The organism is Leptolyngbya boryana PCC 6306 (assembly GCF_000353285.1).
In the GTDB taxonomy this organism is placed as follows: domain Bacteria; phylum Cyanobacteriota; class Cyanobacteriia; order Leptolyngbyales; family Leptolyngbyaceae; genus Leptolyngbya; species Leptolyngbya boryana.
The window spans coordinates 537118-562787 of record NZ_KB731324.1 but is presented as its reverse complement, the minus strand read 5'-3'; the positions used below and the strand labels follow the sequence as shown (position 1 = coordinate 562787).

Here is a 25670-nt window from a genome sequence, read left to right as displayed (position 1 = left end):
TTAGTCTGGTCGCTTCAAGCGATCGATTTCTCTTTGTAATTCTTCGATTTCGCGTTTCAGACGGTCGGCTTCTTCGGTTCGGGGTTCTGTTTCGACTGAACCTTCTGCGCCCACTCGCACATAATTGCCTTGACGGATATTTTGGAATTCGGAAGAAGTTGCCCACTCTTGCAAAAAGCGAATCCGCTCGATCGTGAATGGATGTGATTGAAATACGCCGCTTGATAAATCGTTATAGAGCGAAAATTTATAGAATTGGTTCAGTTGATCCTCGTCTAAGGCTTGATAGCGATCGCTCTGTTTGATCAATTCATCGAGGTTCATTTCGTGCGCATATTTTTTAGAGCCGCCTGCTAGACGCATCATGCCTGTGAGAGTCAGGTTCAAATCGTCCATGACGAGAAGAGACGCACGATCGGCAGAAAGTTCTGCTTTTCTCAACCATTCATAAAATGCCATCAGTAAGCCTGTGCTAATCAGACTGCTCAGTCCAAAGGTCAATTCAGACAGACCCGCGATCGCAAAATATGCCCAGGTTGCCATTTGCATCAGGGTGGTGTGTCCGCATTTTAAGTGCCCTAATTCGTGAGCGATCACCGATCGCAATTCTGTCTCACTCAATAAATCCAGCAATTCAGAATTCAACACGACACAAGGGCGTTCTTGTCCCAAGGCATAGGCGTTGACGACGGGCGATTGCGAGACGAACAAAGCGGGTTCTGGTGAAATGTCTAAACTTTGCAGGCATTCGCGAAAGATTTGGTAGACCGAAGAGAATTGTCTCGCTCCGACTTGAATCGAATTTCCCATCAAATAGATGTAGCGAGGACGTTCATAGATAAATTCAACAAATTTACGAGCGACGAGATCGAAACCGGGGACACGTCTCAAGGCATCTTCAGCTTGGCGATCGAGCGGATGACGAAAGGCTTCACTCGAAATTCCGGGATAGTTTGGCATAATAACTGTGCTAAGCGATCGTATTTATCGTAGCGAAATCGATCGAGAGAGAAACCAGGAAATTAACGTGCTTTCAACGCTGGCAGAGTACCTTGCAGGAGAATTTGACAATCGTGCTCAGGCGATTGAAAGTCCAATCTGGTTTGTGCATTTGCGACTATGGCAGCGTCCGGTCAAGCTTTTTACCGAAGATAGCGTCACGATTTTTGCAGAACAAGCGAACGTTTTGAAATTGGATCAGCCTTATCGACAGCGATTGTTGAGACTGCAAGAAACCGCAGGTGCAATCACGGTTCAGTATTATCAATTTAAAGATCCAAGTTTAGTGCGAGGAGCCGGACAACACCCGGAACTTCTCGAAGGCTTGAGCGAATCGGAGATCGAACGACTTCCCGGGTGCGTTTTGCAGGTGAGTGAATCAGCGGGACGTTTTGTTGCGGCGGCACCGCCTGACACTTGCTGCAAGTTTTCGCTACAGGGCACTGTGATTCAAGTTTCCTTGGGATTTGAAGCGATGCGCGATCGCTTTTTGAGCTACGACAAAGGCATTAATCCCGAAACGCAACAGGCGATTTGGGGGGCATTAATGGGCGCATATGAGTTTGAAAAACTGCGATCGTATGAATGAACACTCACCTCGCAATTACTGAAAAATTGACTTCAGACGACTGAGAGCAGTTTGGATCTCTTTCAATTCGCTAGGACTTAAGCGATCGAATCGTTCTTTTAGATAAAGCGTATGTTGCGGAAAAATCTGCTCAAATAATTGCTCGCCTTCTGGAGTTAGCACAATCAAAAAACAGCGCCGATTTTCCGGTGGAACTTCTCGCCGAACCAGTCCTTTTTGTTCTAAGCGATCGACGATTCCGGTTAAGGTGCCTTTTGTGACTAAAGTTTTCTCAGCTAACTGATTCATGAACATGCCGGATGTATTGCCGAGCGTGCAAATCACATCGAACTGAGGTGGGGTCAGTCCTGTTTCTCGGATATGGGCTTCGTCGTAGGCACAGAAGGTCTGGTAAGTGGTTGCGAGTTCGCGCACAGTAGGGTAGAAGGGCTGTTTTGCAGCGGTTTTAGAATCAAGCTCAACGTTCACAGCAATGCTTTATCAGGGTTCAGTTACTATTTTACATCAAACTGTTTTAATTAGAACTATCCTTTCACCCCGCTTCCGGCTTCCGTCGGAACGATATAGCGCTGCATCACCAAGAAGAAAATCAGAATCGGCAAAATCGAGATGACGGATCCTGCGGCAATTAAGCGCCAGTCGAGTGTGAACGTTCCCGCAAGATTTGAGACTCCCAGTGGCAGCGTGAAAAATTCAGGTCGATCGAGGATCAACAGCGGCCACAAGAAATCACTCCACGATCCGATAAAGACAAAAATCGCCAACGTGACTAAAGCCGGACGAATCGAGGGAATCATCACATGCCACCAAATTCCTAATTCTGAGCAGCCATCCATGCGCGCGGCTTCTTCGAGTTCTTTAGGCACACCTTGAAAAGCCTGACGTAATAGAAAAATTCCGAATGCAGACGCGATCGCCGGAAAAATAATGCCGAGATAAGTATTTCTCAGCTCTAAATTGACGGCTAAAACATACAGCGGAATCATCACAATCTGAAATGGAATCAGAATCGTTGCGACGATCGCGCTGAAAATCACTTCTCGTCCAGCAAAATTCAATCGTGCTAATGGATAAGCTGCCAATGAGCAGAATAGTAAATTCAATCCAACCGTCAACACAGAAACCAACGTGCTATTGAACAGATATCGTCCGAATGGATTACTATTCCAAACGGTAACGAAATTCTCAAGCGTCGGTTTGACCGGAATAAAGCGCGGCGGAAATTGAAAAATATCTTCAGTCGGAGACTTGAACGCTGTGCTGATGAGCCAAACGAGCGGAATCAGCATCAGAACTGCGATCGCGCTTAATAATCCGTAGGTTAATATCGATCGACCAATCCGCATAAGTTCCCCCGCAAACTGATCGTCGATTTTATATTACTTCGTTGCCACCACTGCTAAATTCCAAGCCATCCGCTTCATCAACGGCAATTTTTTCAGAATCTTGTCTAATTTTTCCAATCGCAAGTAGGTTTTCTCTAATCGAGCTTGTTCGAGAATAATTTTCTTCCAATACCGTTCTTGATTGGGATTCACGCGTTCGATCAGATAAAACTGCAAGAAAATCCAGAGCGTTGCAATCCAAAAGGTGTCGAAATCGGTTTTGGCATAAAGCGATCGAATAAAGTTGACAATGCCAATATCTAAAGGTGTTTCGTCCTCTGTCCGCACTTCTGTTGCCATGCGACGATAGACATTAATCACCGGATTATGCCGCAGCGGATCCCAAAAACAAGCCTTGCCGCCAGGTTTGAGAATTCGATGCATTTCTCGCAGGGTAATTTTCGGATCGGGAATGTGATGTAAGAGATTCGAGGCATAAACAATATCGAAGGTATTGTCAGGAAAATCGATCGCCATTGCATTCACGACGCGCCCTTCAATTTTCACGCCATTTTTCTCAGCCAATTGCAGCGCCACATCCACCATTCCCGGCGAATAATCTGCGGCAACACACCGCGCTCCCAGTTTGGCAAAATACACGCTATTCTCACCTGCGCCACAGCCAAGATCGAGCAGCAACTTCCCGCGTACATCCCCAAGCTTTCTGAGAATAAAGCGATTTTCAGGAGCCGTACATGCCTCGAAATAGTCCGAAACTCGAATGCCATCGACATCGATCGTACTTGCCCACTGATCGTGAAATTCCTGTTCTCGACTTAAGAAATCTTCCTTCATGAATGCCAAGCGATGAAGTTCGCTTTATTGTACTGTGGCGGGAATGAGATCGCCGCTTTACGATTGCGGGAAGATTCAACCCACAGTTGCAACCTCTCGCTTCGTTGCTAAACTGCCCGGAACCACATACTGCTTGATCAAATTACTGCGATGCTCAAAGACCGTTGCCTCATCGTAAAGGGTTCCAGATTTTGCCGCTTGCTGAACAAGTTCACAGAGCTTTTCGCGATCGCGATCCAATGCCACAATCTGATCAGCTAAGGCGGTTGGATTATTCAATGGGGTGAAAATCCCGCCGCCGTATTGAGCGACCAAGCCGCGTGGATAAGGACTGTCATACCCAACAATCGGCAAGCCAGAAACTAACGCTTCTACCAGACAGCGCGGCGATTCCGGCGTTTTGTGGCAGAACATAAACACATCATTCTGATGCATGGTTTCTAACATCTGAGCGCGATCGCTGACAAATCCACCAAACGTGATCAGATCGGCGATGCCTAACTCGATCGCCATCTGCTTCATCTGATCGAGCAAATGCCCATCACCAAGCCAAGTTGCTTCAAGCTGCAGCCCCCGCTGATGCAACTGGTGAATGATCGTCACCCAATCAAATGCCCCTTTCATCTCGACCGCACGACCGACATAGCAAATTTTTAGCGGTTGATTGCGCTTGAGTCGATCGAGCTTTTCTGCTAATTGCGCTGCGCTAATCTGATCGGATTTCTGCGTGTGAATGTCATAGACGCAATAGGAATTCGGATTTAAAGGAGAATAAGCGGTAAAACAGTCTTGTCCTTGAAACAATCCAATCTCCGCCTGTCGAATTGCCTGCTGCACATATTTCTGCGTCAACGGCAAGGTTAGCGTTTCCTTGACTCTGATCTTCAGCGTTTCTTCTTTCAGCAGTCGTCGGGTCACTTCATACTCGACCCGATCTGCCCACACGGCATAAGACCGATTGAGCCGAACTGCCTCCTGGCAGGCGACCGTTGCCCAATCTCCAATCCAAACCGCAGGCGCAAAGCAGAGCAGTTGGCATTCTTGAATCTTTTCTCGCAGGAGATTACGGATCTTCCGATACTGACGCACGTAAATAATTGGTTTATAGGCAAATGGTAAAGGCACTAATTCAATCTGGTCGGCACAAGGCAAATCCTCGATCGCTCTCCAAGTTTCGGTTTTAGAAAGTTCCTGTGCTTCTGCCTCTGGCAAAACTGGCGCTGCCATCACAACACGACCAAAATGCTCAACCCACCGAATCAAGCCGTCACAAGTTTGCTCATCCAACCCATAGCGTCCGTCCACGACTCGGAACGGAACGGGAACGACGAGTAACAAACTAGTATCCATAGCGTAAAAATCCCCTGCCTACAATAAAGTCAAGAATTGGGTCAAGTAGCGAATTGCATTTGTGAACAAACTGTGAACAAATTATGTCAAAAGGTGGGTGAACCCGGACTTTTGGCTAAATTGCTCCGCAATTCTATGGTCTGCAACAGTCAATAAGTATAACTACTGAACCTTTGTGCAGGAGAGCTTCATAGAAACAACACAATTGTGAAGCGTCTTCTTATTCTCCTGAAATCCAATTAAATTCTAGTGTCCTGCCTAGTGAAAATTGCTTAAATCGGGCGAGAGAAAATTGTTTCTTTAAACACTTGATCAAATTCCGCAAGGTTTCCATAAACTTACGGTTCTGGGTGAGATTGGATTGCAGAATAGATAGGGAGATTTGCGGAAAGCGTAATTTTATGAAGCTTCAATCCTTGATTCCACTAGGGTTAGGTCTAGCGTTGACCGGCTGTAATGTTTCGGGTGTCGATGCAGGCAACCGCCCTCAGATTAAAGTGAATCAGGCTTACTTAGTCAAGCCTGACCTTTTGGCAATTCGGATTGAAACCGGAAAGATCATTCACGCTCAACAGACTCCCTACAAACCCCAAGCGGGCGATCGCATTGAGCAACCTCGTCCGGTGGACGAAGATTGGGTGATTCGCAACGGTAAAGCGATCGGGTCTTTAGTGGGCAAACAGCGCAACATCTTATATCCATTTGATCAATTTGTCCCGTCTCCGTTTGATTCCCAATGGGCGGATCGCATGACCAGCTACCGGATTACTTCCCAAGAAGACTCCACCTATTCGGCAAATCTTAATCCAACCGCGGTCTATCGCAAATCTAAACCAACCGACATGGCACGCGTCGGTCAATGGAAATTTGAATTTCCGATGCTGCATACGATGTATCTGAAACTTCCGAGCGCGCTGAAAGCTGGAAAGACTTATCAGATCAACTTTCCAGGCAGCAGTGTTGAAACTGTCTCGTTTAAATTTGAGCCAAATCGGACGCGAAGTGAAGCGGTGCATGTTTCACACGTCGGATTCACTCCGAAAGAAACCGCCAAGGTGGCGTTTCTCTCAACTTGGCTCGGAAATGGGGGACGGCTGGAATATGGTGCAGGTCTGCCCTTTGCTGTGATTGATGAGCAGACGAATCGCAAAGCCTTTACCGGGAAGACTCAACTCTCGCGCACGAGTCAGGAAAATGAAGATCCGCGATCGCGCAATTACACGAATACCAACGTGTACATGATGGATTTCACCGCTCTGCAAACTCCTGGGAAATATCGAGTTTGCGTCGAAGCGATCGGGTGTTCTGGTTCTTTTGAGATTCGACCCGATGTTTGGAAAAACGCCTTCTCCACCTCAGCCCGTGGACTTTATCATCAACGCAGCGGCATTGCCTTAACAGCACCCTATACCCAATGGACGCGCCCGCGGGCGTTCCATCCGCAAGACGGCACGGTTGTGTATCAATCCAAAACGCCAATTTCTCAAGTTGATCAAGGCATCGGCACCGCAGAATATCCCAAAGCACTCGCGGCAGGTGAAACGAAGCAAACTGTCCCGGATGCTTGGGGCGGCTATTTTGATGCGGGCGATTGGGATCGCCGGATTCAACATGTCGAAGTCTCGCGGCACATGCTTGAATTGGCAGAACTCTTTCCGAACTACTTCGATCGCGTCTCGCTCAACATCCCAGAATCCAAAGACCGCTTACCCGATGTGGTCAATGAAGCCCTTTGGACGATCGACTTCTTCCGCCGCCTCCAAACGCCTGACGGTGGAATTCGCGGCGGCATCCAATCCCAGCGCGATCCGCGTTTAGGGGAAGGAAGCTGGCAAGAGTCTTACAAAATTTATGCCTATGCTCCGGATGCCTGGTCAAGCTACCTCTATGCAGGCGTTGCCGCGCGAGCCGCGCACTGGCTCAAGTCTAGAGATGCCCAACTCGCAAAAACTTATCAAGAGAGTGCCCTGCGAGCGATGGCATATGCAGAACGGGTTTCAAGTGGAACTTCAATGCCGAAACCCGTTCGTGACAGTCGTAACTTAGCCGCGCTAGAACTTTATCAACTAACAGGCAGTGGCTCCTGGCATCAGATCTTTCTACAAACGACCGTCTTCAAAGATCCCGCCCAGGATGTGATCGTCTGGGATGAACATGATCAGCGCGATGCGGCGTTCTTGTATGCGCGAATGCCGAGAGAATTAGTCGATGCAACCGTTCAGAAAAATGCGAATAATGCCCTAGTGCGGGATGCGGATACTGCATTAGCCGTGGGCGAGCAAACTGCTTTCAAATGGTCAAAAGAAATGCCGATGCATCCGATCGGGTGGGGAAATGGTCTTGGTGCGCCGAAAGCAGTGTCTTTGGTTCGCGCTCATTACTTAAGTCAAAATCCGAAATATCTACGATCGAGCGTGCTCGCAACTCAGTTTTCACTGGGCGCAAATCCCGATAACATGTCCTACACGACAGGAGTCGGATACCGCACTCCGCGCAATCCGTTGCTCATTGACCAGCGCGTGCGGGGCATTGAACCGCCGCCTGGCATTACCGTATACGGTCCGTATGACCCAGTGTTTTATAGTAAGACCTGGACGATCGACCTATTCAAAGATGTTCTGTTCCCTGCCCCGATGGACTGGCCCGCCACTGAATCGTATTTTGATATTTTTCTGTTTCCGATGGCGACAGAATTTACGGTGATGCAGTCCATTTCTCCGACCGCTTATCTCTGGGGCTATTTAGCTGCCCATACTGCTAGGAACGACTAGAGCAAACATATGACCAACTCACTCAAGAAAGTGGCGCTCAGGGGAGCATTCTGGACAATTGCGGGTTACGGTAGTCAACAAATTCTCAGGCTAGGCAGCAATCTGATTCTGACGCGCTTATTGGTGCCAGAGTATTTTGGTCTTATGGCTCTGGTCAACACGATCAGAATCGGAATCGAGCTATTTTCCGACTATGGGATTACGCAGAGCATTATTAGCAATAAGCGCGGTGATGACCCCCTGTTTCTTGATACTGCTTGGTCATTGAAAGTGATTCGCGGCTTTCAAATTTGGGCGATTAGTATTTTGCTCGCCTACCCAATCGCTCAACTTTATCAAGCCCAAGATCCGCAGGGGCAACTCCTGTTTCTGTTGCCCATTACCGGCTTTACAGCGGTCTTAGAGGGGGCAGCTTCGACCGCGGTGCTGACTTGGGAGCGCCATATCGAAATCAAGAAGATCATGCTCTATGACATGAGCATTACTATCGTGACGCTTCTGATTTTGGTCTTGCTGTGTTGGTGGCATCCGTCTGTCTGGTCATTGGCAATCGGAGGTGTTGCTAGCTCGGCAATTAACATGGTGGCGAGCCATTTCGTCAATCGTAAACATCACAATCGCTTTCGGTTTGATAAAGAGATTCTCAAAGAAATTCAGAATTTTGGAAAATGGATTGCGGTGGCATCGTCGATGATGTTTTTAGCGGATCAAGCCGATCGCTTTATTTTGGCAAAGCTCCTCTCGTTTGAGAGGTTGGGGGTATATACGATCGCTTACACGTTAGCGAGTATTCCGCGGAGTGTGATTCAAGAATTGAGTGTAAAGGTGATCTTTCCCACCATCTCGAAGCAGTTGGATTTGTCGCGATTGCAGCTTCGCGCCAAAATTGTGAAACAAAGATGGTTACTTTTGGTGGGTACAGCAGTCTTTCTAGCCGGATTGACGGTGTGCAGCGATTGGTTCATTATGCTGCTGTATCAAGGGCGAAATAAGCATTGGGAGCAATACCAGGATGCAACTTGGATGATGCCAATTCTGTGTTCTGGAATTTGGTTTTCGATTCTGTTCTATACGACTAGCCCGACTTTAGTGGCAATTAACAAGCCGATGTATTCGGCGCAAAGTAATTTTGCTCGACTGAGCATCGTGGGCTTAGGGATGCCGTTAGCATTTTCTCAATTTGGTGAACTCGGTGCGATCGTGGTTGTGGCGATGAGTGATTTTCCGTTGTATGTGGTGAATCTTTACGGGTTGAAGCAAGAAAAGCTATCGTGTACGACGCAGGATGTTTATTGTACGGCTTTCTTTGTAACGACGCTTTCTCTCTTGCTTTTGCTGCGATACTCATTGGGTTTAGGTGTCCCAATTCATGTGCTTTTGCAAGGGTCTTAATAAAGTACAGCCTTTGATCATTTAGGAGAGGGTTACTTTGCAAAACAACCAAAGACAACCTTAGAGATTAAAAATGCCTAAATGAATCAGAATTGCTGTTAAGGTGTGAGATCCTAATCTTTTACAGAGTTCGTCCATGATGAAAGATCTTGATCTCGACAAAACAACTTACTTACTCAATTCCATTATGGAAGCAGAATTGGCGGGAGTTGTTCGGTATACGCACTATGCTCTCATGGTGACAGGACCCAATCGGATTCCGATCGTGCAATTTCTAAAAGCCCAAGCGAGTGAATCCCTGCTACATGCTCAGCAAGTTGGGGAGATTCTGACGGGATTAGAGGGACATCCGAGTTTGCGAATTGCCACGATCGAAGAAACCGATAAGCACTCGGTCTATGATATTTTGCTGGAAAGTTTGAACCATGAAACGAATGCCTTGAATCTATACAAACAACTGCTGGATGTTGTTGAGGATGCCAGCATTTATTTAGAAGAATTTACACGCGGAATGATTGGACAGGAAGAATTGCACGGCATGGAATTGAAGAAGATGCTGCGCGATTTTCATCCGAATTTAGCTTAGTCTACGTGCCAGGAAGCTGCCGAACTCTAACCCGAGATAGCCAATTGCGGCGCTTCCTAGCCAGTACAGTAAAGCAAGGCTATGATTGCCAGATTTGACCAGCACTGAGGTTTCGAGTGCGTAAGTCGAAAATGTCGTGTAAGAGCCGAGAAATCCGACCGCAAAAAATAGCCTTAGCTCTGGTGTACCGATGCCACGATCGAGAAAATACGCCACAAAAAATCCCATCAGCATTGCCCCAGTAATGTTGATGAAAAAGGTTCCATAGGGAAATTGCACCCCAAACACCCGCCCAAACCATAAGGTGAGATAGTAACGGCTGAGCGCACCTGGAATTGCACCCAGACTAATAGCGATCGCAGAAGAAACGTTCACGATTATAGATTTGTAGATGATGGACTGCGAGCTAGTTTTGAGCGTTTTGATTTTTGCGTGGATTCAGTTCTGCACATTTTGCAACGGCAGCTTCGTAGGCTTGAGTGTACTCTTTGCCACCTAGCATCAAATCTCCGTAATATTCATACGGGGTTGATCCATAAATCGGCAGTGGATCATCTTCTGGATAGTCCTCTTGCGCTTCTTCTAAAGCTTTTCTCAACTGTTTAGCTGTTAATTTTTGAGCAGGATAGTAGTGAATGTGTTCAGGCTTGCGGTTGAGATGTGGCAAAGACGGATCGAGAATGCGATCGCTTAACTCTAACCAGCCATGCTCGATCGGTTTATAGGGCGCACCAACACAAGCTACAAAGCCCTGCACATACAATGCGCCATCGACGACTGAAACTGCTTTCGAGGCATTTTGAAAACTTGATTTGGCTTTACTCTTGATGCGAGTCGCAAGCTCGATCGATTGGTCTGGATCTAGAGGTTTATCCATATTACATCAGTAGGATTCAGGCTCTTTCTAGGGTATCGAGAAACGGGCAATTTAAACAAATTCACCTTTTGCGACCAAAATTGTTTTGCCGCCCACAGAAATATCAAAGGTCTGATTTTCCTGGCTAGCTCGTAAGAACAACACTGAAGGTCGTCCGATCATATACCCTTGTTCGACTCGAATATCAATCTCCGTTTGCCCAAAGTAGGCATGTTGGACTAAATATGCGGCAAGGCATCCATTCGCACTGCCTGTTGCCGGATCTTCAGGAATGCCTAACCCATCGGCAAAGACGCGTACGCTCAGTTGATTGGCTGCATTGAGTGGCTCAGGGCAAAATACAAGGATTGCTTTCGCGTCCATCGTCTTGATGCGTTGGAAAAATAAATCTTTGTTCACTTTCGCCTGTTGCAAAGCGTCTTGAGTTTTCAGCGGCACGATCAAGAATGGAACGCCAGTCGAGACGGTTTCGATCGCAAACCGATCGTCAATTTGATCTAAACTCAGTCCTAGGATAGATGCAACTTCAGCACGATCTAGACCCATACCAAACGTAGGTTGATTCTGCTGCATCCAAAGCATGTCAATGGACTGATCGGCATACTCGATCGTCACTGGAATCTGCCCAACTTGCAAATTTAATCTCACGATTGATACTGAATCTTGGATAATCATCTGTTGCAAAACGAACGCAGTGCCAAGCGTGGGATGCCCCGCAAATGGCAACTCCTGCTCTGGTGTAAAAATCCTCACGTTATAGCCTTCTGATTGCGGACTTTCAGACAGAATAAAGGTCGTTTCAGAATAGTTCATTTCCTTTGCAATCGCCTGCATTTCCTCGGTAGTGAGTTGGGTACTAGCTCGAAAAACAGCAAGTTGATTGCCTGCAAATTTGTGTTCAGCAAATACATCTACGATATAGAACGGTAATGGCATAGTTTTAAGTTATGGGAATGTGCCAAAAGGTACACGATTAAGCCAAAAAAGGCAGCTAGCCTAGTGAAATTACGCCTTGGGGATAATCCATTTTGTGTCGCGAGAACTTTATAATAACCCTTGGTAAAAGTGTATTGCTAAATACAATCTTGAGATTTAACCTCATCACAAATAACCAAAAATGTTGATACTCGGACTTATGTGGGTCGCTTCATGGTTTAGTGGAATCCCGAGTTTTGGGACGAAGCTACTAGAAACGCCCAAATTTCTCACCCATGTTCTGTGTAACAGCCGCGCGTGCCATTCTACCGTGCTACCTTCTTCTTCGCTTCAACCGCTGGTACTCGGAACATCCCCTACTTCTTCTGCTACTTCTTCTGTCTCGCTCGATCGCTCAGAAACTTCCACTTCCCAAACCTGGTTGAGCACAGTCGAGACACTCGTCTTTAATTCAGAAATTGCTCCAAATCTCAATACGATTCATCCGGTAACGCAGTTTATCGATGCAATGCAGTCTGTGTTTGATCAGTTGCCAGTCGTGGCTGACTCGAAACAGATGGACAGAGCGATTGCGATCGTTGAAGTGGGCTATGACGGAGCGCTGCTCGGCGAAAATCCTCCTATTCTCCCGAAACTGGGATTTTGGCAATGTCCAACCTGGCAAATTGGCTCGTCTGATTCGATTGGAGGCTATCAAATCTGGCTCAAGGGCTGCCAAATTGCAACGGTTCGCGATCGTTCGACCGCAGAACTGTTTAGAAAAGAGTTACGTCGAATGATGACGACTCCGAATTTCGATGCTTCAAAGGTGCGGGCTGCAATGGAATTGGGTCAGCCAAGGTTGAAGTTCGGCGATCGCAGCCTCTTGACGATTACGGATCAGATTGCTGCCCAAACTGGTCGTCCAGCGGAAATGATCGCGATCGAATGGGCAAACAATCTCCGCATCGCACTGGGGCAACCTAGCTTGGCTTTAGCAGATGCCCAAGCCCAGATGTATGGATTAGAGCCAACCCAGCAGTTTATCGATGGCATGGCATCCTGGTATGGACCCTATTTTCACGGTCGCCAGACGGCAAATGGGGAAATTTTCGATCAAAACGATCTGACGGCGGCACATCCGACCTTGCCTTTGGGGACATTTCTCAAAGTGACGAATCAACTCAACGGCAAGAGCATTGTCGTGCGGGTCAACGATCGCGGTCCGTATTTTGACAATCGCGTTCTCGATTTGTCGAAGCGCGCTGCTGCCATCATCAATGGCGAAGAGCGGGGCGTTGTCCCGATCGAAGCGGTAGTCATGCAGTCGGCGGTCGTCGCTCGGACTCCCATCAACAAACCCCCGCAGCAGGTGGCGCGCTTGGTGACAGGCTATTGATGCAAAATGATGTGGCGCTTGGTGTCGATCGAGAGCCAGCCAGCTTGTTTCAATTGACCGAGTAATCGAGTAACGGTCACACGAGTTGTGCCGATCGCGTTGGCTAATTGCTGATGCGTCAGGCGAATTGTGAATCGGGTGCCGCGTTGAGTCGGCTGCCCGATTTCATGCTGGAGCAGAATCAGTAACTGTTTCAGGCGTTCTTCAACGCGACGGCAGCCCGATAGCGCCAAAAAAGCTTCTGATTGTTGAAGTCGGCGGCTGAGATGGCGAAACAGTCCTTGACAGAGTGCAGGAGAGCGTTCGACTTCTGCGATCGTCAAGGGCAGCAGATCGACATCGGTTAATGCGATCGCTTGATAGGGTGTAATCCAGGTCAGCGGTAATCCAAAGGGCATCGAAGGAGTCACGATACTGAGGAGTGCTTCATCGCCTGTCGGATGCAAGGTGTTGATCACGACCACACCGCGACAAGTCACCCAAATCTGATCAGGGCGCAATGGAATTCTCTGACCGCTTCGGAAGGGTTGAAGGGTTCGTTCTCGGTAAAGTTGTTCTAAAAGTCGTCTTGAATCGGGTAGCTCAATCTGTGGTGGTGCGAACGATTGAATCATGAACTCTGCTCCATCTTGAAAGCCCGCCATTCACTGTAGTCTTTGAAGATCAAGGGCAGGTAATCCCTGGGTTTGGATTGGGTTAAGATTTGCAGCACACTCCAAAACCGCGAAAGTCTTGCAGAGTTTTGCTAGGGCGACAATAATAGTCCTAATGCTTTGAAGGACGAGCCAGTGGCAGAGGAAAAACGATCTGATTCAGGAAACGAGCCAAATCATTATGCGTTGTTAGGGCTGCATCCTTCGACTTCGGTGCGGGAGATTCGTCAGGCGTATCGGGAACTGAGTAAGCTTTATCATCCGGATACGACGGAACTGCCGACCGCGATCGCAACGAGGAAGTTTCAGCGCTTAAATGAAGCATACGCGACCTTGAGCAATCCGGAGCGTCGTACAGCATACGATCGCGCAATTGGATATTCGCGGGTAGTTGTGGTGCGCCCGTTGCCGAGCCTGCACAAACCGAATCAGCCTGAACCAAAGTCTTCAGCGTATTTGGATGCAACGGATCGACCTTTATCTCCGGGCGAATTGTTTGCGCTATTCATCCTGGGTGTAACGTTTGTTGGATGTTTGATTTTGGCGATTATGATCGGCATTACTCGCGGTGATCAAGCATTTCAGCCACTCACGGCTCAACATTTCACAGTGAAAGAAATTGTAGAAGAAGTGCAGCCAGTTCAAGAGACACCTGCACAAGAACTTCTACCGTCGCCGGAGACTGCATCTGAAAATTCTGCATTGAACTCTGCATTGACCACAGAGATTGAGCAAAAGACTGAGCCATCCAATCCGCCAGTGTCTTAGAGAACTTGGCTTTGAATTGAGGAATGAGCCAATCGTTGATAGAAATGAGATATACCCCAAATCCTTACAGGTGAAATTACTCTAGCTATGGCTTTACCTTCTGCCGACACTCCGCTTTACAATCATCCGCTGCCTGCGATCGAAGAATGGCTGTCTGATATGGGCTGCGAACAAGATAGCCAGGAACTTCACTGCTGGACGATCGAACGCCCAAAATGGCAGGCTGAACTGATGTTAGATGTCGATCAACTGAGCGTGCGATATCTCAACATTGAGGGGCGTGATATTCAGCGATCGTTCAAATATTCGCTCAGTCGTCAAGATGTTGAGGATGCGGTATTTGGTGGTCCTTAGGGCTTAAGTTTGCGCAGTCCTTGGAAGGCAGTTTGTCGCAGCGATTTGGGCAAGAGCGATAGGGCTAAACCCGTATAGGCTTTAGAAATTGAAGCGAACTTGCCCGATCGCACTAAGTTTCGTCCGGTTGCGGTTTCGCCGACTTCGATCAGACGCAATCCAAGCAGCAATTGAGTTTCAGCGAGCCGCGATCGCCGAATTTTCTCTAAACCTGAATCAGGGAATTCAAAATTGTTGAGATAGGTAAGCTTGTCTTTGAGATAAGGAATGGCGCGATCGATGCCTTGCTGTTCCGCATGAACACGGTATTCCATGAGGCGTTGAGGTAAGTAGTATCCTTGCTTTCCCTCTAAGGCTAATCTGACGAACAAATCATTATCTTCGCAGTTTTGAATGTTGGGGCGCATGTAGTCTACCTCATGCAATGCTTGTGTTCTAAACAGCGTTGCCCCAATTTGAAAACTTTGTTTGACGAAGACTGTTGCGAGTAGGTTATCGGGAATGCCTTCGGATAGTTCTGTTCTGCCCCATTTGTGAGAGTTCTGATCGCTAAAAGCATGGTCTCTCTGCCCTTTGGAATCGATGATCCAATGGTCAGTTCCGACAAAATCGATCGTTGAATTGCGATCGAGAATTTCACTTGTTTTCTCTAAGAACTCAGGCGTTAAGCGATCGTCATCGTCGAATTTAATAAAATACGTTCCGGTTGCGATTTCAAAGCCCGATCGCATGTTGTTACTTTTGCCAACATTGCGAGAATGCCGGATGTATCGAATTCGGGGGTCGTGATAGCGCGATAACACTTCTGGCGTGGCATCTTTTGAGCCATCGTCACAGATGATCAACTCCCAATCGGCAATCGTTTGTGCAAAAACACTGTCGATCGCATCCGGCAAAAGGTGGGCGCGATTATAGGTGGGAATACAGATGCTAATTTTGGGCATATCGAAAGGGAGGTGGGTTCCCATTCAATATGGACACGATCGGGGCGTGAATATCAGAGGGAGTGGGGACTTCCCATTCCCCTACTTCCCCACCTTAATAGGCAGTCGCAGACTTACGATGCTGAATCGCAGTCATTCCCGTCGTTTCGAGGACTTTGCCATTCTCGACAGTCGCGTACAGTAACCAATGATCGCCGCAGTCCATTCGGTTTTGGATCTTGCACTCTAGATAGGCGAGTGCATCGAGTAACACGACACAGCCGTTTGCCGCAGTTTCCGTACTTAATTCAGCAAAGCGATCTTCTCCGGGGGCAGTCATCTTGATGAAATTCCGTCTGACATTTCGACCTTCTCTCAGAATGTTCAGAACAAACGGCGTTTCAGCTTGATCGAGCACACCCTCAGCCCGACCTTTCGGAACCGCGATCGTCACACCAGGTGGTGTAAAAGTCGCTTGCGAAACCCAAGAAGTGAGAATTCCAAACGGCGTTTCTCCCTGATTTGCGGTAATGACGCATAATGACCCAATGACACGACCTAAAGCTTGCTCAGTACGATCGCTTTGAACTTCTGCAACAACTTGACGAGGCGCACGCGCTTTTTTCGCTTTCTTCAATGCCTGAGCGAATTCTGTCCCTGCCTTTTCACAGTGCTGTAAGTCTTCCTCAGTCGGCTTGAACTTGACGCGAATGGTGTCAAATCCAAAGGCAAATCCAGCATCTTGAAGTTTGCTTTCGAGTAAGTCGATCGCTTCTCCACTCCAACCATACGACCCAAATACGCCCGCAATCTTGGTCTTAGAAGCAGTAGAAAGGACTAAACCTAATGCAGTTTGCATTTGAGTGGGGGCATGTCCGCCGAGGGTTGGAGAGCCGATGACAAAGCCATCACATTGCTCGATCGCGGCTGTAATCTCTGCTGGATCAGCGAGTTCACAATTGATCGATTCGACGTTGATTTCAGTATCGGTTAAGCCTTTCGCGATCGCGTGAGCGACCGTTGCGGTATTGCCATAGGCGGAAGTGTAAAGCAGGGCGACAGAGAGTTCTTGAGTTTCTTGCTGCTCGCACCATTCGAGATATTCAAGTTTTAGGCGGCTTTGGCTGTAGCGAACAATCGGGCCATGACCGACTCCATACCATTTGGGACGAAAGCGGGAGAGTTTGTCGATCGCATCTTCAACTTGTTTGGACTGAGCTGCATGTAGACAATCGAAGTAGTAATGTCGATCGTCATCGAGTTTTTTCCAGTTCTCATCGAAGATCGGATCATCGCAAACGTGAGCGCCAAAGAACTTGTCTGTATAGAGAATTCGAGTCGCTGGATCGTAGGTGCAGATTCCATCGACCCAGCGTGGAGTGGGTGTAAATGCAAACTGCAATTCATGCCCTTTTCCGAGATCGAGCACTTCTTCCCCTCGAACTGCGTAGAGGTTGAGTTCTTGATTGGGAAACGCCGCTTTCAGAGTATTGACCGCAGGTTTAGAGCACACGATCGTAATCTGTGGCGCAATTTCCAGCAGTCGCTTGATAGTCTCAATCCGATTGGAGTTCACGTGACCGAGAATCACGTAATCCAGCTTTTGAAAGTATTGATGATCGTGGAGTTCTTTCAGAAAAATATCGGTGAAGGATTCTCCGGGCGGATCAATCAGGGCACTTTTCTCAGCCTGAATGAGATAGCTATTCGCGGTTGTGCCTTTTTGTCGCGCGTATTCGACTTCAAACTTGAGACGATCCCAAGTGCGAGATCGTAAGACGCGCGTATTTTGGGCAATTTCGGCAACTTGGACATCTCGCGATCGAGGTTGAACCATAGGACAAATCAAGGGTTAGGGGGTAGGGAGTGGGGGGTAGGGAGTGGGGAGACGATAAGAATTTTTTGTTCTTTGAACCCTGAGGCGCAAACTAACTTACTCCCTACTCCCCACTCCCCACTAAAATTAATAGTGGTTTCCAACTTTCCGATGATGAACCGCTGTCAGCGAATCTGCTTTCGCAACTCGTCCAGCAGTCACGGTACTGTAAACAATCCAGTGATCGCTACATTCCATTCGGCTGACGACTTCGCATTCCATGTATGCCAAGGCATCCGCAAGAATTGGTGAACCATTGGTCGCGGGATAGTTTGCGACATCAGCAAAGCGATCGGCTCCTGGGGCAAATCGCTTTAGGAAATGCTTCATCAAGGTCTGATACTTGCCCTCTTCGAGCGCATTCAGCACAAAGCGATCGCCGACATGCAGGAACGATTCAATTGCTCGATCTTTGGCAACCGCGATCGAGACTCCTAACGGCTCAGAACTCGCTTGAGCAACCCAAGAAGCCAACATCGCACTAGAGATGTCGCCCTTTTTCGCCGTGATGATGTACAAACCGCCGCTAATCCGACCGAGGGCTTTATCTAACTCGGTATCGAGCGCTTTCATCTGTTTGACGGTGCGATCGCGCGTTAGCCATTGTCCTAAGTCGGTTCCAGATTCTTCGCAAAGCTGATAAATTGCTTCGGTGGGTTCGACTTCAATCTTGATCGGCTCGAACTTCTCAGTTAATCCAATTTCACGGAACTGGTTGCGAATCGGGTAAACGGCTTCATCGTTTCCGCCCCCGACTTCAAATAATCCAAAGTTCTGTTTGGAGTTCGCCGCTGCCAGAATAGTTCCCAGTGCTGCCTGCGCGTTTTCTGCAATTTCGCCCACTTGAGGAGCCATGCCTAGCACGACCGCGCTGGATAATTCAACCAATTCCCGCACGTCTTGAGGTTCTGCAACTCGCAGATCCATCATTTCAACCGCAACGCCTGTTTTCGTGATTCCGGCTGCGATCGCTTGGGCAATGCGATCGCCATACCCATACCCGGAAACATAAAACAACCCAACGGTTGTGGTTGCTTTCGCTTGGCTCTGACTCCAATCTTTGTAGCGTCCAACTAATTCTGCAATGTTGTAGCGCAGCAGCGGGCCGTGACCAGTCGCGATCGTGGTGAATTCTGGCAATTCGCTGATGCGTTTGATGGCACCAAGTACCGATCGAGCGTTCGGAGCCATCAAGCAATCGTAGTACAGACGAAATTCAGCTTCGAGAATTTCTAAATCTTCGTCGTAGGTGTGATCGTCGCAGAAGTGCATCCCAAATGCATCACAGGTAAAAAGCGTCTGGGTTTTGTGGTCGTAAGTAAAAATGGTGTCAGGCCAATGCAGATTCGGAGCAGAGACGAATTCGAGTTCGTGACCGTTGCCGAGATCTAAGCGATCGCCACTTTTAACAATCTTGCTCTTGAAAGACTGATGCACGAGTCCTTCTAAAAACTGAATCGCCACCTTTGCCCCAATCACCGTAATCTCAGGGTTGAGCGCTAAGACATCGCGGACTAAGCCGCTGTGATCCGGTTCAGTGTGGCTGATGATGAGATAATCAATTTCCTTCGGATCGATCAACTCATTCAGTGCGTCTAAATAGAGTTCTTGAAATTTGGCGTGAGAGGTATCAACGAGCGCGACTTTCTCACCTTTAATCAGAAAAGAGTTGTAGGTTGTACCGTTTTCGAGTGAGAATTCGATGTCGAAGCGATCGCGATCCCAGTCTAAACAGCGGATCGTCGTTGTCTCAGGAGCAATTTCAGCGATTTCAGTTGTGAGGCGCACTCTTGATCGAGCGGGGCGAGAAGCAGAAGCGACCATATACCAATCTCCCTACGAACAATATGTTAACGGTAAAACAATTTTCTTAATCTGTTTCAATTCTCTCTCGTTATAACTCAGTTTGTAAAGTTTTAATAAGCAAGGATACCTATAAATGAATCTAATCGATCGTGAATGGCTTGCGCTCAATATCGGCAATTCCCGGCTGCACTGGGCTGTATTCAAAAATGATCAGATTCAAGCAAAATGGGATACCCCGCATATTGTCGAGAAAACACAGGATTTATTGCCTTATTTTCCTTCTAATCGTATATCACATCTGATTAATTTTACTAATCAATCAAAGCCACGGAATGATATTGACTGCGAGCTATGGATCGCGTCTGTTGTTGCGAAGCAATCCAATTACTGGTCTGATTATCCTCAACTGTATTCAATTCAATTGCAAGATGTTCCGATTCAGCAGCTTTATCCAACTTTGGGTATCGATCGAGCTTTAGCGCTTTGGGGTGCAATTCAAGTTTATGGGAGTCCAGTGCTGGTAATCGATTGCGGGACAGCGCTGACCTTTACAGGGGCGAATGAGAACAATCAATTGGTTGGAGGTGCGATCGCGCCTGGCGTGCGGTTGCAATTTCAAGCGTTAGGAAATCACACAGCAGCATTACCTACGATCGAGCAAGTTGCAACGTTGCCGAATCGTTGGGCAACCAATACAGTTTGCGCGATCGAGAGTGGGATTTTGCACATTCTCTTAGCAGGTATCCGAGATTTTATTGCCGATTGGCATCGACAGGTGGGAGAAAGCGCGATCGTGTTAACGGGAGGAGATGCAAATTTGATTGCTCAATTCTTGGAGTTGGAACAGGTTCAGGTTGATTTAGATTTGGTGTTTTGGGGAATGCGATCGCTTCGGAATCATCAGAAAATGCTTTAGAGAATGCGGTTTGTCCTTACCGATACAGAGCAACCCATCTATTTTGTACCGGATCGCATAAATACCTGAATATGCAGGAAGACTAATAAACTTACAGCTTAATGGTTGGTACTACTCAGGGAGTAAAGGCGATCCTATCTAGAATATTTCGAGCTTTAGCTTGTAACTCAGCGTCATTCGTTGTCATAGGAACCAGCAATTTGACCGCATAGATTTAGTGAAAAGAGCAGAAATAGCTGCTGAACAAATTGAAAGCTTCAAGTAACACCTTCCATCAGTCTTGCTATTCCGTGATCCCGCGACCATACGCAAAAAGGTCACAAGTAGCATCAAGTATTTGTGTAGCGCGAAAGTGTAGCGCACAGATGAAAGCCCAAAGGGCATTTTCCTCAGTTGCGGTACAAACGTCATCATATAAGCGTCCTGCAAACAGAGGCAGTGGTTGGAGTACGAGGATACCATCAATGCCCTCCTCATTAATTTTGGATCTCAGTGTTTCTAACTGGTTCCATCCTTGGTACGCAATGATGAATAACGGAATCCGCTCAGGTACTTGACCTCGCGCGATGCTTTCCACTCGATATCTCCGCTGTATGGGGTATAGCTTGTCTCTTGTGGACAAAACCTGTTCCCATTGCGAGGGTAAAGTTGACTTGATCTCGATAACAGAACTGACACCTTCTGCTAGCACAAGCCTCACATCGGCAATGGAAGGTGCTGCAATGCTTGGAAACATACTGTTTTCGATAATCACATCAAGTTGTCCAGTCTTTCCTCCATATTGATCGATAATCTGTCCGGTTGTGCTGCGATATTTGATAGGTAGACTTGGAAGGATTAGTTGTCTAATGGTTTGCTCACGAACGTATCCCGAAATAGCACTTGGACCTCCATCTTGATGGGCAGCTACCAACGCCTGTCGTATTGCTTGTAAACGAGAATAAAGAACTGAGTGCATTTGACCTGAGGGCAATTTTATAGATTAGCGTTTGCTATGTAGCGATGAGAGAACTATCAACGAAGTGAGGAGACTCTATTTGTTGCGCTAACAGTTCTGTTAGCTAGCGATAAAGATTTCGGCTTAGCTTCAAACTATAGCTTGGAACAGTACAACAGACATCAAATTCAAGAAAAAAGTTTGTCTGCTCCAAAGTGAATGAGATATTAGGGCGCTTCACCCCTGCGACAAGTCATTCGACTGGCGGAAGTTCTCTGAGTTCAGAGATCGCTGTAAAAGCATTGCTGATCAATTACTACGATCGTTCACCATTTTCTTTTGGAACTTACTTACTAATTGCATAGCAATAACAGTCTCGTGGCTCTTTAGAAACATTTGGGTGAATGAACCATCGCTTCAAAACCCCTTCTCTCTGCATTCCAACTTTCTCCATCACTCGTGCCGATGCAGGATTTTCAACATCACAGAAAGCCCAGACTCGATAGATCTCATTCTGTGCTAATGCCCAATTCGTCAGTGCTTGCATCGCTTCTGTTGTATACCCTTTACCCCATTCTGACCTTGCAAGAACATATCCTAAATCTGCTTTGTACTGATTAATGCGAATTTCTATCATCCCAATCAGTTGGGCATCTTGCTTGCAGATCAGTACATAAGGAAATGCAGAGTGATTCGCCCAAACCGAAATACATCGATCGATGAACTCATCGGTCTCTCTAATAGACTGATGAGGTTGCCAACTCAGATACTTCGTTACCTCTGGGTCTTGTGCGTATTGCTCAAATATCAATCCTGCATCTTCAGGTATTGGCTGTCTCAAGCATAATCGCTTCGTTTCTAGAGTTTGTGGTGGTTTCATAGCACATGCCCAAGTTCCAGACTCAACTCACAGCTTACTAGATAGGCAAGGGCAGTGCAGACTCAACTCAGAATTTCAGCGCTAGGTTTCTCCAGTGTCGTCGTCATAGAAAAGCTCCACACTTTTCTAGCTCTTGTACGATCGCGACTGCATGAGCAACTCCATCTTCAGCTTGAATCTTTGCTCCTAGATCGGCAGCACGTTGGCGCATTGCTGAATCACTCATAACCTGCTGAATTACTTTTGCCAATCTTTCAGCAGTGAGGTCTTTACGAGGAATCGGTGCTGTCCCTATGCCTAATTCTGCAATGCGATGCCCCCAAAAAGGCTGATCGCCAAAGAACGGAATCACAATGGTCGGAATCCCTGCTCTGAGTCCAGCGGCTGTTGTTCCCGCCCCCCCATGATGAACGACAGCCGCGACACGTGGAAAAAGCCAAGAATGGGGAATTGAATCCACCATAAAAACCGTATCTGGCAAATCACGCTTACCCAGACCCCGCCAACCCGATTGCAAGATAGCACGTTGTCCCGTAAGTGCGATCGCTTGTAAGACTAGATCTGCTGTTTCTTCTGGATTTCGACTCACCATACTCCCAAATCCAATAAACACAGGGGGAGAACCATTTTGCAGAAACTCTAGTAAAGCGAGAGGTGGAGACCAATTGGGAGGCTCATCTAAGAACCAATAGCCAGTCATATGAGTATTCTGCCAATCCGAGGGTTTCGCAATCACAGATGGACTTAACCCATACAGGATGGGATAACGCTGAAGATGAACCGAATGATAATTTCCCCAAAATGGGGCAGCGGGCAACTCTAGCACTTGTTGTCGTGCTAATCCATCCCCTGTCCGCGCTCCCTGCCACATGATCTGTCGAAAGACATGATGCGACAGTCGATTGACAGTTCCGCCAAATTTAGCAATAGATTGAGGAAACAAAACAGCGGGAAAGGCTTGAGTCGGCGTAAAAGGAAAGATGTATGCCTGAAGCAACGGGATCTTCAGCTTCTCAGCAAGGGAAACACCGAGGAAGAGTCCGCCTACGCCTGCAACTAGCAGATCCATTCCCTGAGCCGCGACCAATCCGCCCTCTGCCCAATCGATCGCGGCTCGTTGAGAAGCTTTCGCTGTACGTGCATTAATCGCCAGAAAATTCCCGCTTTCTAGCAACTGACGGTTCGCGGGGTCTTCTAGAAAAGCTTGGACGTTGCCCTTAAGCGGATAGAACTCTAGCTCATATGAATTGACTAACGATTCAAAGTTTTCATGCGTGGCAAGTCGAACGCTGTGTCCTGCGGTTTTCAGCCCCTTGCCCAAAGCAACGTAGGGCTGAACATCGCCTCGACTTCCCATCGCCATAATCATAATTCGCATCATTGACTCTCTCTTTTCATTGCTTGCTGTAGAACTTGCTTGTAAAATGTGAGTAATTACTCATAATTTTATGGGCGATCGCACTCCTCTGACAACTCGCATTTCGAGAAGCCCTACCGATGTCTCCTAAGCCTCCTGCAACCCCACGTAAACAACCCAAACAAGAGCGATCGCAAGTCACTGTTGAAGCGATTCTCTCGGCAACGGCTCACATTTTGACGGAAAACGGGTATAACCAACTGACGACGAATCGGGTGGCTGAACGGGCTGGTGTGAGTATCGGCTCGCTGTACCAATACTTTCCGAATAAGGAAGCTTTGATTTTTGCTTTAGCGGAGCAGCATGCTAATGAAATGGTGCAATTAGCAAAGCAGCATTTAGAAGGACTCAGCGATCGCACAATTCCAGAAGTGCTGCGACAAATTATTAAAGCAGCATTGGCGGCTCATGCTGTGAACCCTAAGCTTCATCGCGTTTTGCATGAACAGATTCCCCACAGTGAAGTGATGAAACGCTTAGATCAGGCAAAGATAGAAAATCTGCTGCAATCATTTCTCGCACAACGCTCTGATCAGCTTCGACCCAAGAATCTAGAGTTAGCAGTTTTTATGGTCGAGCGCACGATCCGAGCCTTGATTTATGGGGCGATGATCGATCATCCTGAGTTGCTCAAAACTGGGGAATTGGAACAAGAACTAACGCTGATGTTGTCAGCATATTTAGTCAAAAGTTGACCAGAGTAGATTCAAGATTTGCTTCAACAGATGGCTTTTAACATAAAAGTATTGGGCAGCCATTTTCTGCTATTTAATCCCAATCACCATCGAATCTGGGCCAACTAAATGCTCAACCCGGATCTGAGAAAAACCAGCTTCTTTCATCCATCCAGAGCAGTTAGCACCTGTGTAGTCGAAGCCACCCGGTGTTTCGATTAGCATGTTCAGGCTCATCATCAAACCAAAGGCATTCTTTGAGCGATCGTCATCAATGAGTGCTTCATATACGACGAGAGCACCTCCAGATGGAACAGCATCGAATGCTTTTGCAATCAGCATTTTCTTCGTCGGTAGATCCCAGTCGTGCAGAATATGCCCCATCAGTACTACGTCAGCTTTGGGCAGATCGTGCTGGAAAAAATCACCTGGCACAAACGACAAACGGTCTGCTACCCCTGATGTCGTGCTGTACTCTTCAAAGAAAGGAGCAACCTGGGGCAAGTCGAATCCGAAACCCTGTAAATGCGGGTTTGCTTTTGCGATCTGAACTGCTAAATCACCTTGGGCTGTGCCTACATCTACGAAGGTGCGGTAGTCTTTCCAGGGAAAGCGTTGTGCGATCGCTACATTGGAACCCCGGCTCACTCCTGTCATCGCAGAAAGAAATTCCTTCAAGCGGTCTGGGTCGGCATAGAGGGTTTCAAACAGGCTAGGATCACCTGTCCGATATTCGTTTTGCGGTTGCCCAGTGCGAAGGGCGTCAGTTAGATGACCCCAGAAGGGATACAAGCGGTGATTCGCCATCTCTAGTATCCCTCCGACGTAGGATGGCTTGGTTCGATCGAGGAATAGATTGGTCTCGATCGTATTCGAGTAGAGATCGCCTGTGCGTTCCAGGAAGCCAAGCGCGACTAACGCATCGAGGAAGTCACGCGCCGAGCGTGGGTGCAACCCTACCAGATCTCTGATTACGTCAAATGGCTTGGCACCATCTGCCAGTTTAGTAAATAGGTCGATTTCGATAGCACTCAACAGCGTCTTTGATGCCCAGAAAGCTAGCCCTGTTTGCAAGATTTTCTCTGGACTTGGTTGTTCACTCATGCTGTTCTCCTAAAACTCAAAAGTCGCGCTCAGATATTATTTTTGTTTACTATTTACGATAGATTTACCCAACTTGTACAGACGAACGATTGTTCCGAATCATACCTTTCGACAGCCGATTAGACAGACAATTTAAGGATTTCTTCTCGAAGCGCTTAGCGCTCAAAAAAGTTCGTCTGTCTCAGAATGAATGAAATATTGGGGAGCTTCATCCCTGCAACAAGTCATGCGATCGGCGGAAGTTTAGCGCTCTCACAAAAAACTAGTAGATTGCTAAGATTGCCTCTCGCTTACTAACAAAAGC

At 47.4% G+C, this 25670-nt stretch carries 25 protein-coding genes; 9 read left to right on the top strand and 16 right to left on the bottom strand.

Features of this window, described 5'->3' with window-relative positions; genetic code table 11:
* Complete coding sequence (locus LEPBO_RS0102655) at positions 1-960, bottom strand: M48 family metallopeptidase (RefSeq protein WP_017285983.1); 960 nt, start codon at positions 958-960, stop codon at positions 1-3.
* A 7-nt stretch (positions 961-967) separates the two neighbouring features.
* Here LEPBO_RS0102655 and LEPBO_RS0102650 point away from each other — a divergent pair, with 7 nt between their 5' ends.
* Positions 968-1588 carry a chromophore lyase CpcT/CpeT gene (locus LEPBO_RS0102650; RefSeq protein WP_017285982.1) on the top strand — a complete coding sequence of 207 codons (621 nt, stop codon included), beginning with the start codon at positions 968-970 and terminating at the stop codon, positions 1586-1588.
* 15 nt (positions 1589-1603) lie between these two features.
* On the opposite strand, the gene LEPBO_RS0102645 is transcribed toward LEPBO_RS0102650, so the two are convergent.
* The 4 genes from LEPBO_RS0102645 to LEPBO_RS35930 all read right to left on the bottom strand — a co-directional run bounded on the left by LEPBO_RS0102645 (position 1604) and on the right by LEPBO_RS35930 (position 5118).
* Positions 1604-2056 (bottom strand): MarR family winged helix-turn-helix transcriptional regulator, encoded by a 453-nt coding sequence (locus tag LEPBO_RS0102645; protein WP_017285981.1) that lies wholly within the window; start codon positions 2054-2056, stop codon positions 1604-1606.
* A gap of 56 nt (positions 2057-2112) precedes the next feature.
* Entirely contained in the window at positions 2113-2934 is an 822-nt protein-coding gene (locus LEPBO_RS0102640) for a carbohydrate ABC transporter permease (RefSeq protein WP_017285980.1), read from the bottom strand.
* Between the two features lie 33 nt (positions 2935-2967).
* The gene (locus tag LEPBO_RS0102635; protein WP_017285979.1) at positions 2968-3768 is read right to left on the bottom strand and encodes a class I SAM-dependent methyltransferase; all 801 of its coding nucleotides are present in this window, start codon (positions 3766-3768) and stop codon (positions 2968-2970) included.
* 75 nt (positions 3769-3843) lie between these two features.
* Positions 3844-5118, bottom strand: a complete 1275-nt coding sequence (locus tag LEPBO_RS35930; protein ID WP_017285978.1) for a glycosyltransferase — start codon at positions 5116-5118, stop codon at positions 3844-3846.
* Positions 5119-5519: 401 nt separating this feature from the next.
* On the opposite strand from LEPBO_RS35930, the gene LEPBO_RS0102625 reads away from it, so the two are divergent.
* The 3 genes from LEPBO_RS0102625 to LEPBO_RS0102615 all read left to right on the top strand — a co-directional run bounded on the left by LEPBO_RS0102625 (position 5520) and on the right by LEPBO_RS0102615 (position 9867).
* Positions 5520-7889, top strand: a complete 2370-nt coding sequence (locus LEPBO_RS0102625; protein WP_017285977.1) for a glycoside hydrolase family 9 protein — start codon at positions 5520-5522, stop codon at positions 7887-7889.
* Between the two features lie 9 nt (positions 7890-7898).
* Positions 7899-9281 (top strand): oligosaccharide flippase family protein, encoded by a 1383-nt coding sequence (locus LEPBO_RS0102620; RefSeq protein ID WP_017285976.1) that lies wholly within the window; start codon positions 7899-7901, stop codon positions 9279-9281.
* 136 nt (positions 9282-9417) lie between these two features.
* A complete protein-coding gene (locus LEPBO_RS0102615; RefSeq protein WP_017285975.1) occupies positions 9418-9867 on the top strand; it encodes a ferritin-like domain-containing protein in 450 nt (149 codons plus the stop codon).
* On the opposite strand, the gene crcB is transcribed toward LEPBO_RS0102615, so the two are convergent.
* From crcB to LEPBO_RS0102600, 3 genes are read right to left on the bottom strand one after another with little or no spacing between them, the layout of a single operon-like run.
* Complete coding sequence (gene crcB, locus LEPBO_RS0102610; RefSeq protein WP_017285974.1) at positions 9859-10242, bottom strand: fluoride efflux transporter CrcB; 384 nt, start codon at positions 10240-10242, stop codon at positions 9859-9861. The genes LEPBO_RS0102615 and crcB overlap by 9 nt on opposite strands.
* A 31-nt stretch (positions 10243-10273) precedes the next feature.
* The gene (locus LEPBO_RS0102605; RefSeq protein ID WP_017285973.1) at positions 10274-10744 is read right to left on the bottom strand and encodes a hypothetical protein; all 471 of its coding nucleotides are present in this window, start codon (positions 10742-10744) and stop codon (positions 10274-10276) included.
* Between the two features lie 51 nt (positions 10745-10795).
* Positions 10796-11680, bottom strand: coding sequence for a PhzF family phenazine biosynthesis protein (locus LEPBO_RS0102600; RefSeq protein ID WP_017285972.1), 885 nt, complete (start codon positions 11678-11680; stop codon positions 10796-10798).
* A gap of 199 nt (positions 11681-11879) precedes the next feature.
* Here LEPBO_RS0102600 and LEPBO_RS44760 point away from each other — a divergent pair, with 199 nt between their 5' ends.
* Entirely contained in the window at positions 11880-13058 is a 1179-nt protein-coding gene (locus LEPBO_RS44760; RefSeq protein WP_017285971.1) for a septal ring lytic transglycosylase RlpA family protein, read from the top strand.
* Here LEPBO_RS44760 and LEPBO_RS0102590 read toward each other — a convergent pair.
* Positions 13052-13672: a Crp/Fnr family transcriptional regulator gene (locus tag LEPBO_RS0102590; RefSeq protein ID WP_036045169.1), complete on the bottom strand. Its 621-nt coding sequence runs from the start codon at positions 13670-13672 to the stop codon at positions 13052-13054. The two genes, LEPBO_RS44760 and LEPBO_RS0102590, sit on opposite strands and share 7 nt — an antisense overlap.
* A gap of 174 nt (positions 13673-13846) precedes the next feature.
* Here LEPBO_RS0102590 and LEPBO_RS0102585 point away from each other — a divergent pair, with 174 nt between their 5' ends.
* Positions 13847-14479, top strand: a complete 633-nt coding sequence (locus LEPBO_RS0102585) for a J domain-containing protein (RefSeq protein WP_017285969.1) — start codon at positions 13847-13849, stop codon at positions 14477-14479.
* Between the two features lie 87 nt (positions 14480-14566).
* Positions 14567-14833 (top strand): DUF3143 domain-containing protein, encoded by a 267-nt coding sequence (locus LEPBO_RS0102580; RefSeq protein ID WP_017285968.1) that lies wholly within the window; start codon positions 14567-14569, stop codon positions 14831-14833.
* Here LEPBO_RS0102580 and LEPBO_RS0102575 read toward each other — a convergent pair.
* From LEPBO_RS0102575 to LEPBO_RS0102565, 3 genes are all read right to left on the bottom strand, one after another.
* Entirely contained in the window at positions 14830-15777 is a 948-nt protein-coding gene (locus tag LEPBO_RS0102575) for a glycosyltransferase family 2 protein (RefSeq protein WP_017285967.1), read from the bottom strand. The two genes, LEPBO_RS0102580 and LEPBO_RS0102575, sit on opposite strands and share 4 nt — an antisense overlap.
* Positions 15778-15871: 94 nt before the next feature.
* A complete protein-coding gene (locus LEPBO_RS0102570) occupies positions 15872-17593 on the bottom strand; it encodes a diflavin flavoprotein (RefSeq protein ID WP_017285966.1) in 1722 nt (573 codons plus the stop codon).
* A gap of 126 nt (positions 17594-17719) precedes the next feature.
* Entirely contained in the window at positions 17720-19456 is a 1737-nt protein-coding gene (locus LEPBO_RS0102565) for a diflavin flavoprotein (protein ID WP_017285965.1), read from the bottom strand.
* Between the two features lie 115 nt (positions 19457-19571).
* Here LEPBO_RS0102565 and LEPBO_RS0102560 point away from each other — a divergent pair, with 115 nt between their 5' ends.
* The gene (locus LEPBO_RS0102560) at positions 19572-20354 is read left to right on the top strand and encodes a pantothenate kinase (protein WP_017285964.1); all 783 of its coding nucleotides are present in this window, start codon (positions 19572-19574) and stop codon (positions 20352-20354) included.
* A 283-nt stretch (positions 20355-20637) separates the two neighbouring features.
* Here LEPBO_RS0102560 and LEPBO_RS0102555 read toward each other — a convergent pair whose 3' ends face one another.
* The 3 genes from LEPBO_RS0102555 to LEPBO_RS0102545 all read right to left on the bottom strand — a co-directional run bounded on the left by LEPBO_RS0102555 (position 20638) and on the right by LEPBO_RS0102545 (position 23552).
* Entirely contained in the window at positions 20638-21312 is a 675-nt protein-coding gene (locus LEPBO_RS0102555; RefSeq protein WP_017285963.1) for a DUF6602 domain-containing protein, read from the bottom strand.
* Between the two features lie 325 nt (positions 21313-21637).
* A complete protein-coding gene (locus tag LEPBO_RS0102550; protein ID WP_017285962.1) occupies positions 21638-22171 on the bottom strand; it encodes a GNAT family N-acetyltransferase in 534 nt (177 codons plus the stop codon).
* A gap of 103 nt (positions 22172-22274) precedes the next feature.
* The gene (locus LEPBO_RS0102545; protein ID WP_225885716.1) at positions 22275-23552 is read right to left on the bottom strand and encodes a glycosyltransferase; all 1278 of its coding nucleotides are present in this window, start codon (positions 23550-23552) and stop codon (positions 22275-22277) included.
* Positions 23553-23668: 116 nt separating this feature from the next.
* Here LEPBO_RS0102545 and LEPBO_RS0102540 point away from each other — a divergent pair, with 116 nt between their 5' ends.
* Complete coding sequence (locus LEPBO_RS0102540) at positions 23669-24283, top strand: TetR/AcrR family transcriptional regulator (RefSeq protein WP_017285960.1); 615 nt, start codon at positions 23669-23671, stop codon at positions 24281-24283.
* Between the two features lie 69 nt (positions 24284-24352).
* Here LEPBO_RS0102540 and LEPBO_RS0102535 read toward each other — a convergent pair whose 3' ends face one another.
* Positions 24353-25366 (bottom strand): methyltransferase, encoded by a 1014-nt coding sequence (locus LEPBO_RS0102535; protein ID WP_017285959.1) that lies wholly within the window; start codon positions 25364-25366, stop codon positions 24353-24355.
* Between the last annotated feature and the right edge of the window lie 304 nt (positions 25367-25670).

Coding starts and splice junctions, on each gene's coding strand:
- LEPBO_RS0102580 (WP_017285968.1), top strand. CDS start 14,567: ATGGCTTTACCTTCTGCCGACACTCCGCTTTACAATCATCCGCTGCCT.
- LEPBO_RS0102605 (WP_017285973.1), bottom strand. CDS start 10,744: ATGGATAAACCTCTAGATCCAGACCAATCGATCGAGCTTGCGACTCGC.
- LEPBO_RS0102615 (WP_017285975.1), top strand. CDS start 9,418: ATGATGAAAGATCTTGATCTCGACAAAACAACTTACTTACTCAATTCC.
- LEPBO_RS0102540 (WP_017285960.1), top strand. CDS start 23,669: ATGTCTCCTAAGCCTCCTGCAACCCCACGTAAACAACCCAAACAAGAG.
- LEPBO_RS35930 (WP_017285978.1), bottom strand. CDS start 5,118: ATGGATACTAGTTTGTTACTCGTCGTTCCCGTTCCGTTCCGAGTCGTG.
- LEPBO_RS0102560 (WP_017285964.1), top strand. CDS start 19,572: ATGAATCTAATCGATCGTGAATGGCTTGCGCTCAATATCGGCAATTCC.
- LEPBO_RS0102555 (WP_017285963.1), bottom strand. CDS start 21,312: ATGCACTCAGTTCTTTATTCTCGTTTACAAGCAATACGACAGGCGTTG.
- LEPBO_RS0102640 (WP_017285980.1), bottom strand. CDS start 2,934: ATGCGGATTGGTCGATCGATATTAACCTACGGATTATTAAGCGCGATC.
- LEPBO_RS0102570 (WP_017285966.1), bottom strand. CDS start 17,593: ATGGTTCAACCTCGATCGCGAGATGTCCAAGTTGCCGAAATTGCCCAA.
- LEPBO_RS0102545 (WP_225885716.1), bottom strand. CDS start 23,552: ATGATGCGAATTATGATTATGGCGATGGGAAGTCGAGGCGATGTTCAG.
- LEPBO_RS0102635 (WP_017285979.1), bottom strand. CDS start 3,768: ATGAAGGAAGATTTCTTAAGTCGAGAACAGGAATTTCACGATCAGTGG.
- LEPBO_RS44760 (WP_017285971.1), top strand. CDS start 11,880: ATGTGGGTCGCTTCATGGTTTAGTGGAATCCCGAGTTTTGGGACGAAG.
- LEPBO_RS0102550 (WP_017285962.1), bottom strand. CDS start 22,171: ATGAAACCACCACAAACTCTAGAAACGAAGCGATTATGCTTGAGACAG.
- LEPBO_RS0102535 (WP_017285959.1), bottom strand. CDS start 25,366: ATGAGTGAACAACCAAGTCCAGAGAAAATCTTGCAAACAGGGCTAGCT.
- LEPBO_RS0102625 (WP_017285977.1), top strand. CDS start 5,520: ATGAAGCTTCAATCCTTGATTCCACTAGGGTTAGGTCTAGCGTTGACC.
- LEPBO_RS0102590 (WP_036045169.1), bottom strand. CDS start 13,672: ATGATTCAATCGTTCGCACCACCACAGATTGAGCTACCCGATTCAAGA.
- LEPBO_RS0102565 (WP_017285965.1), bottom strand. CDS start 19,456: ATGGTCGCTTCTGCTTCTCGCCCCGCTCGATCAAGAGTGCGCCTCACA.
- LEPBO_RS0102620 (WP_017285976.1), top strand. CDS start 7,899: ATGACCAACTCACTCAAGAAAGTGGCGCTCAGGGGAGCATTCTGGACA.
- LEPBO_RS0102600 (WP_017285972.1), bottom strand. CDS start 11,680: ATGCCATTACCGTTCTATATCGTAGATGTATTTGCTGAACACAAATTT.
- LEPBO_RS0102655 (WP_017285983.1), bottom strand. CDS start 960: ATGCCAAACTATCCCGGAATTTCGAGTGAAGCCTTTCGTCATCCGCTC.
- LEPBO_RS0102575 (WP_017285967.1), bottom strand. CDS start 15,777: ATGCCCAAAATTAGCATCTGTATTCCCACCTATAATCGCGCCCACCTT.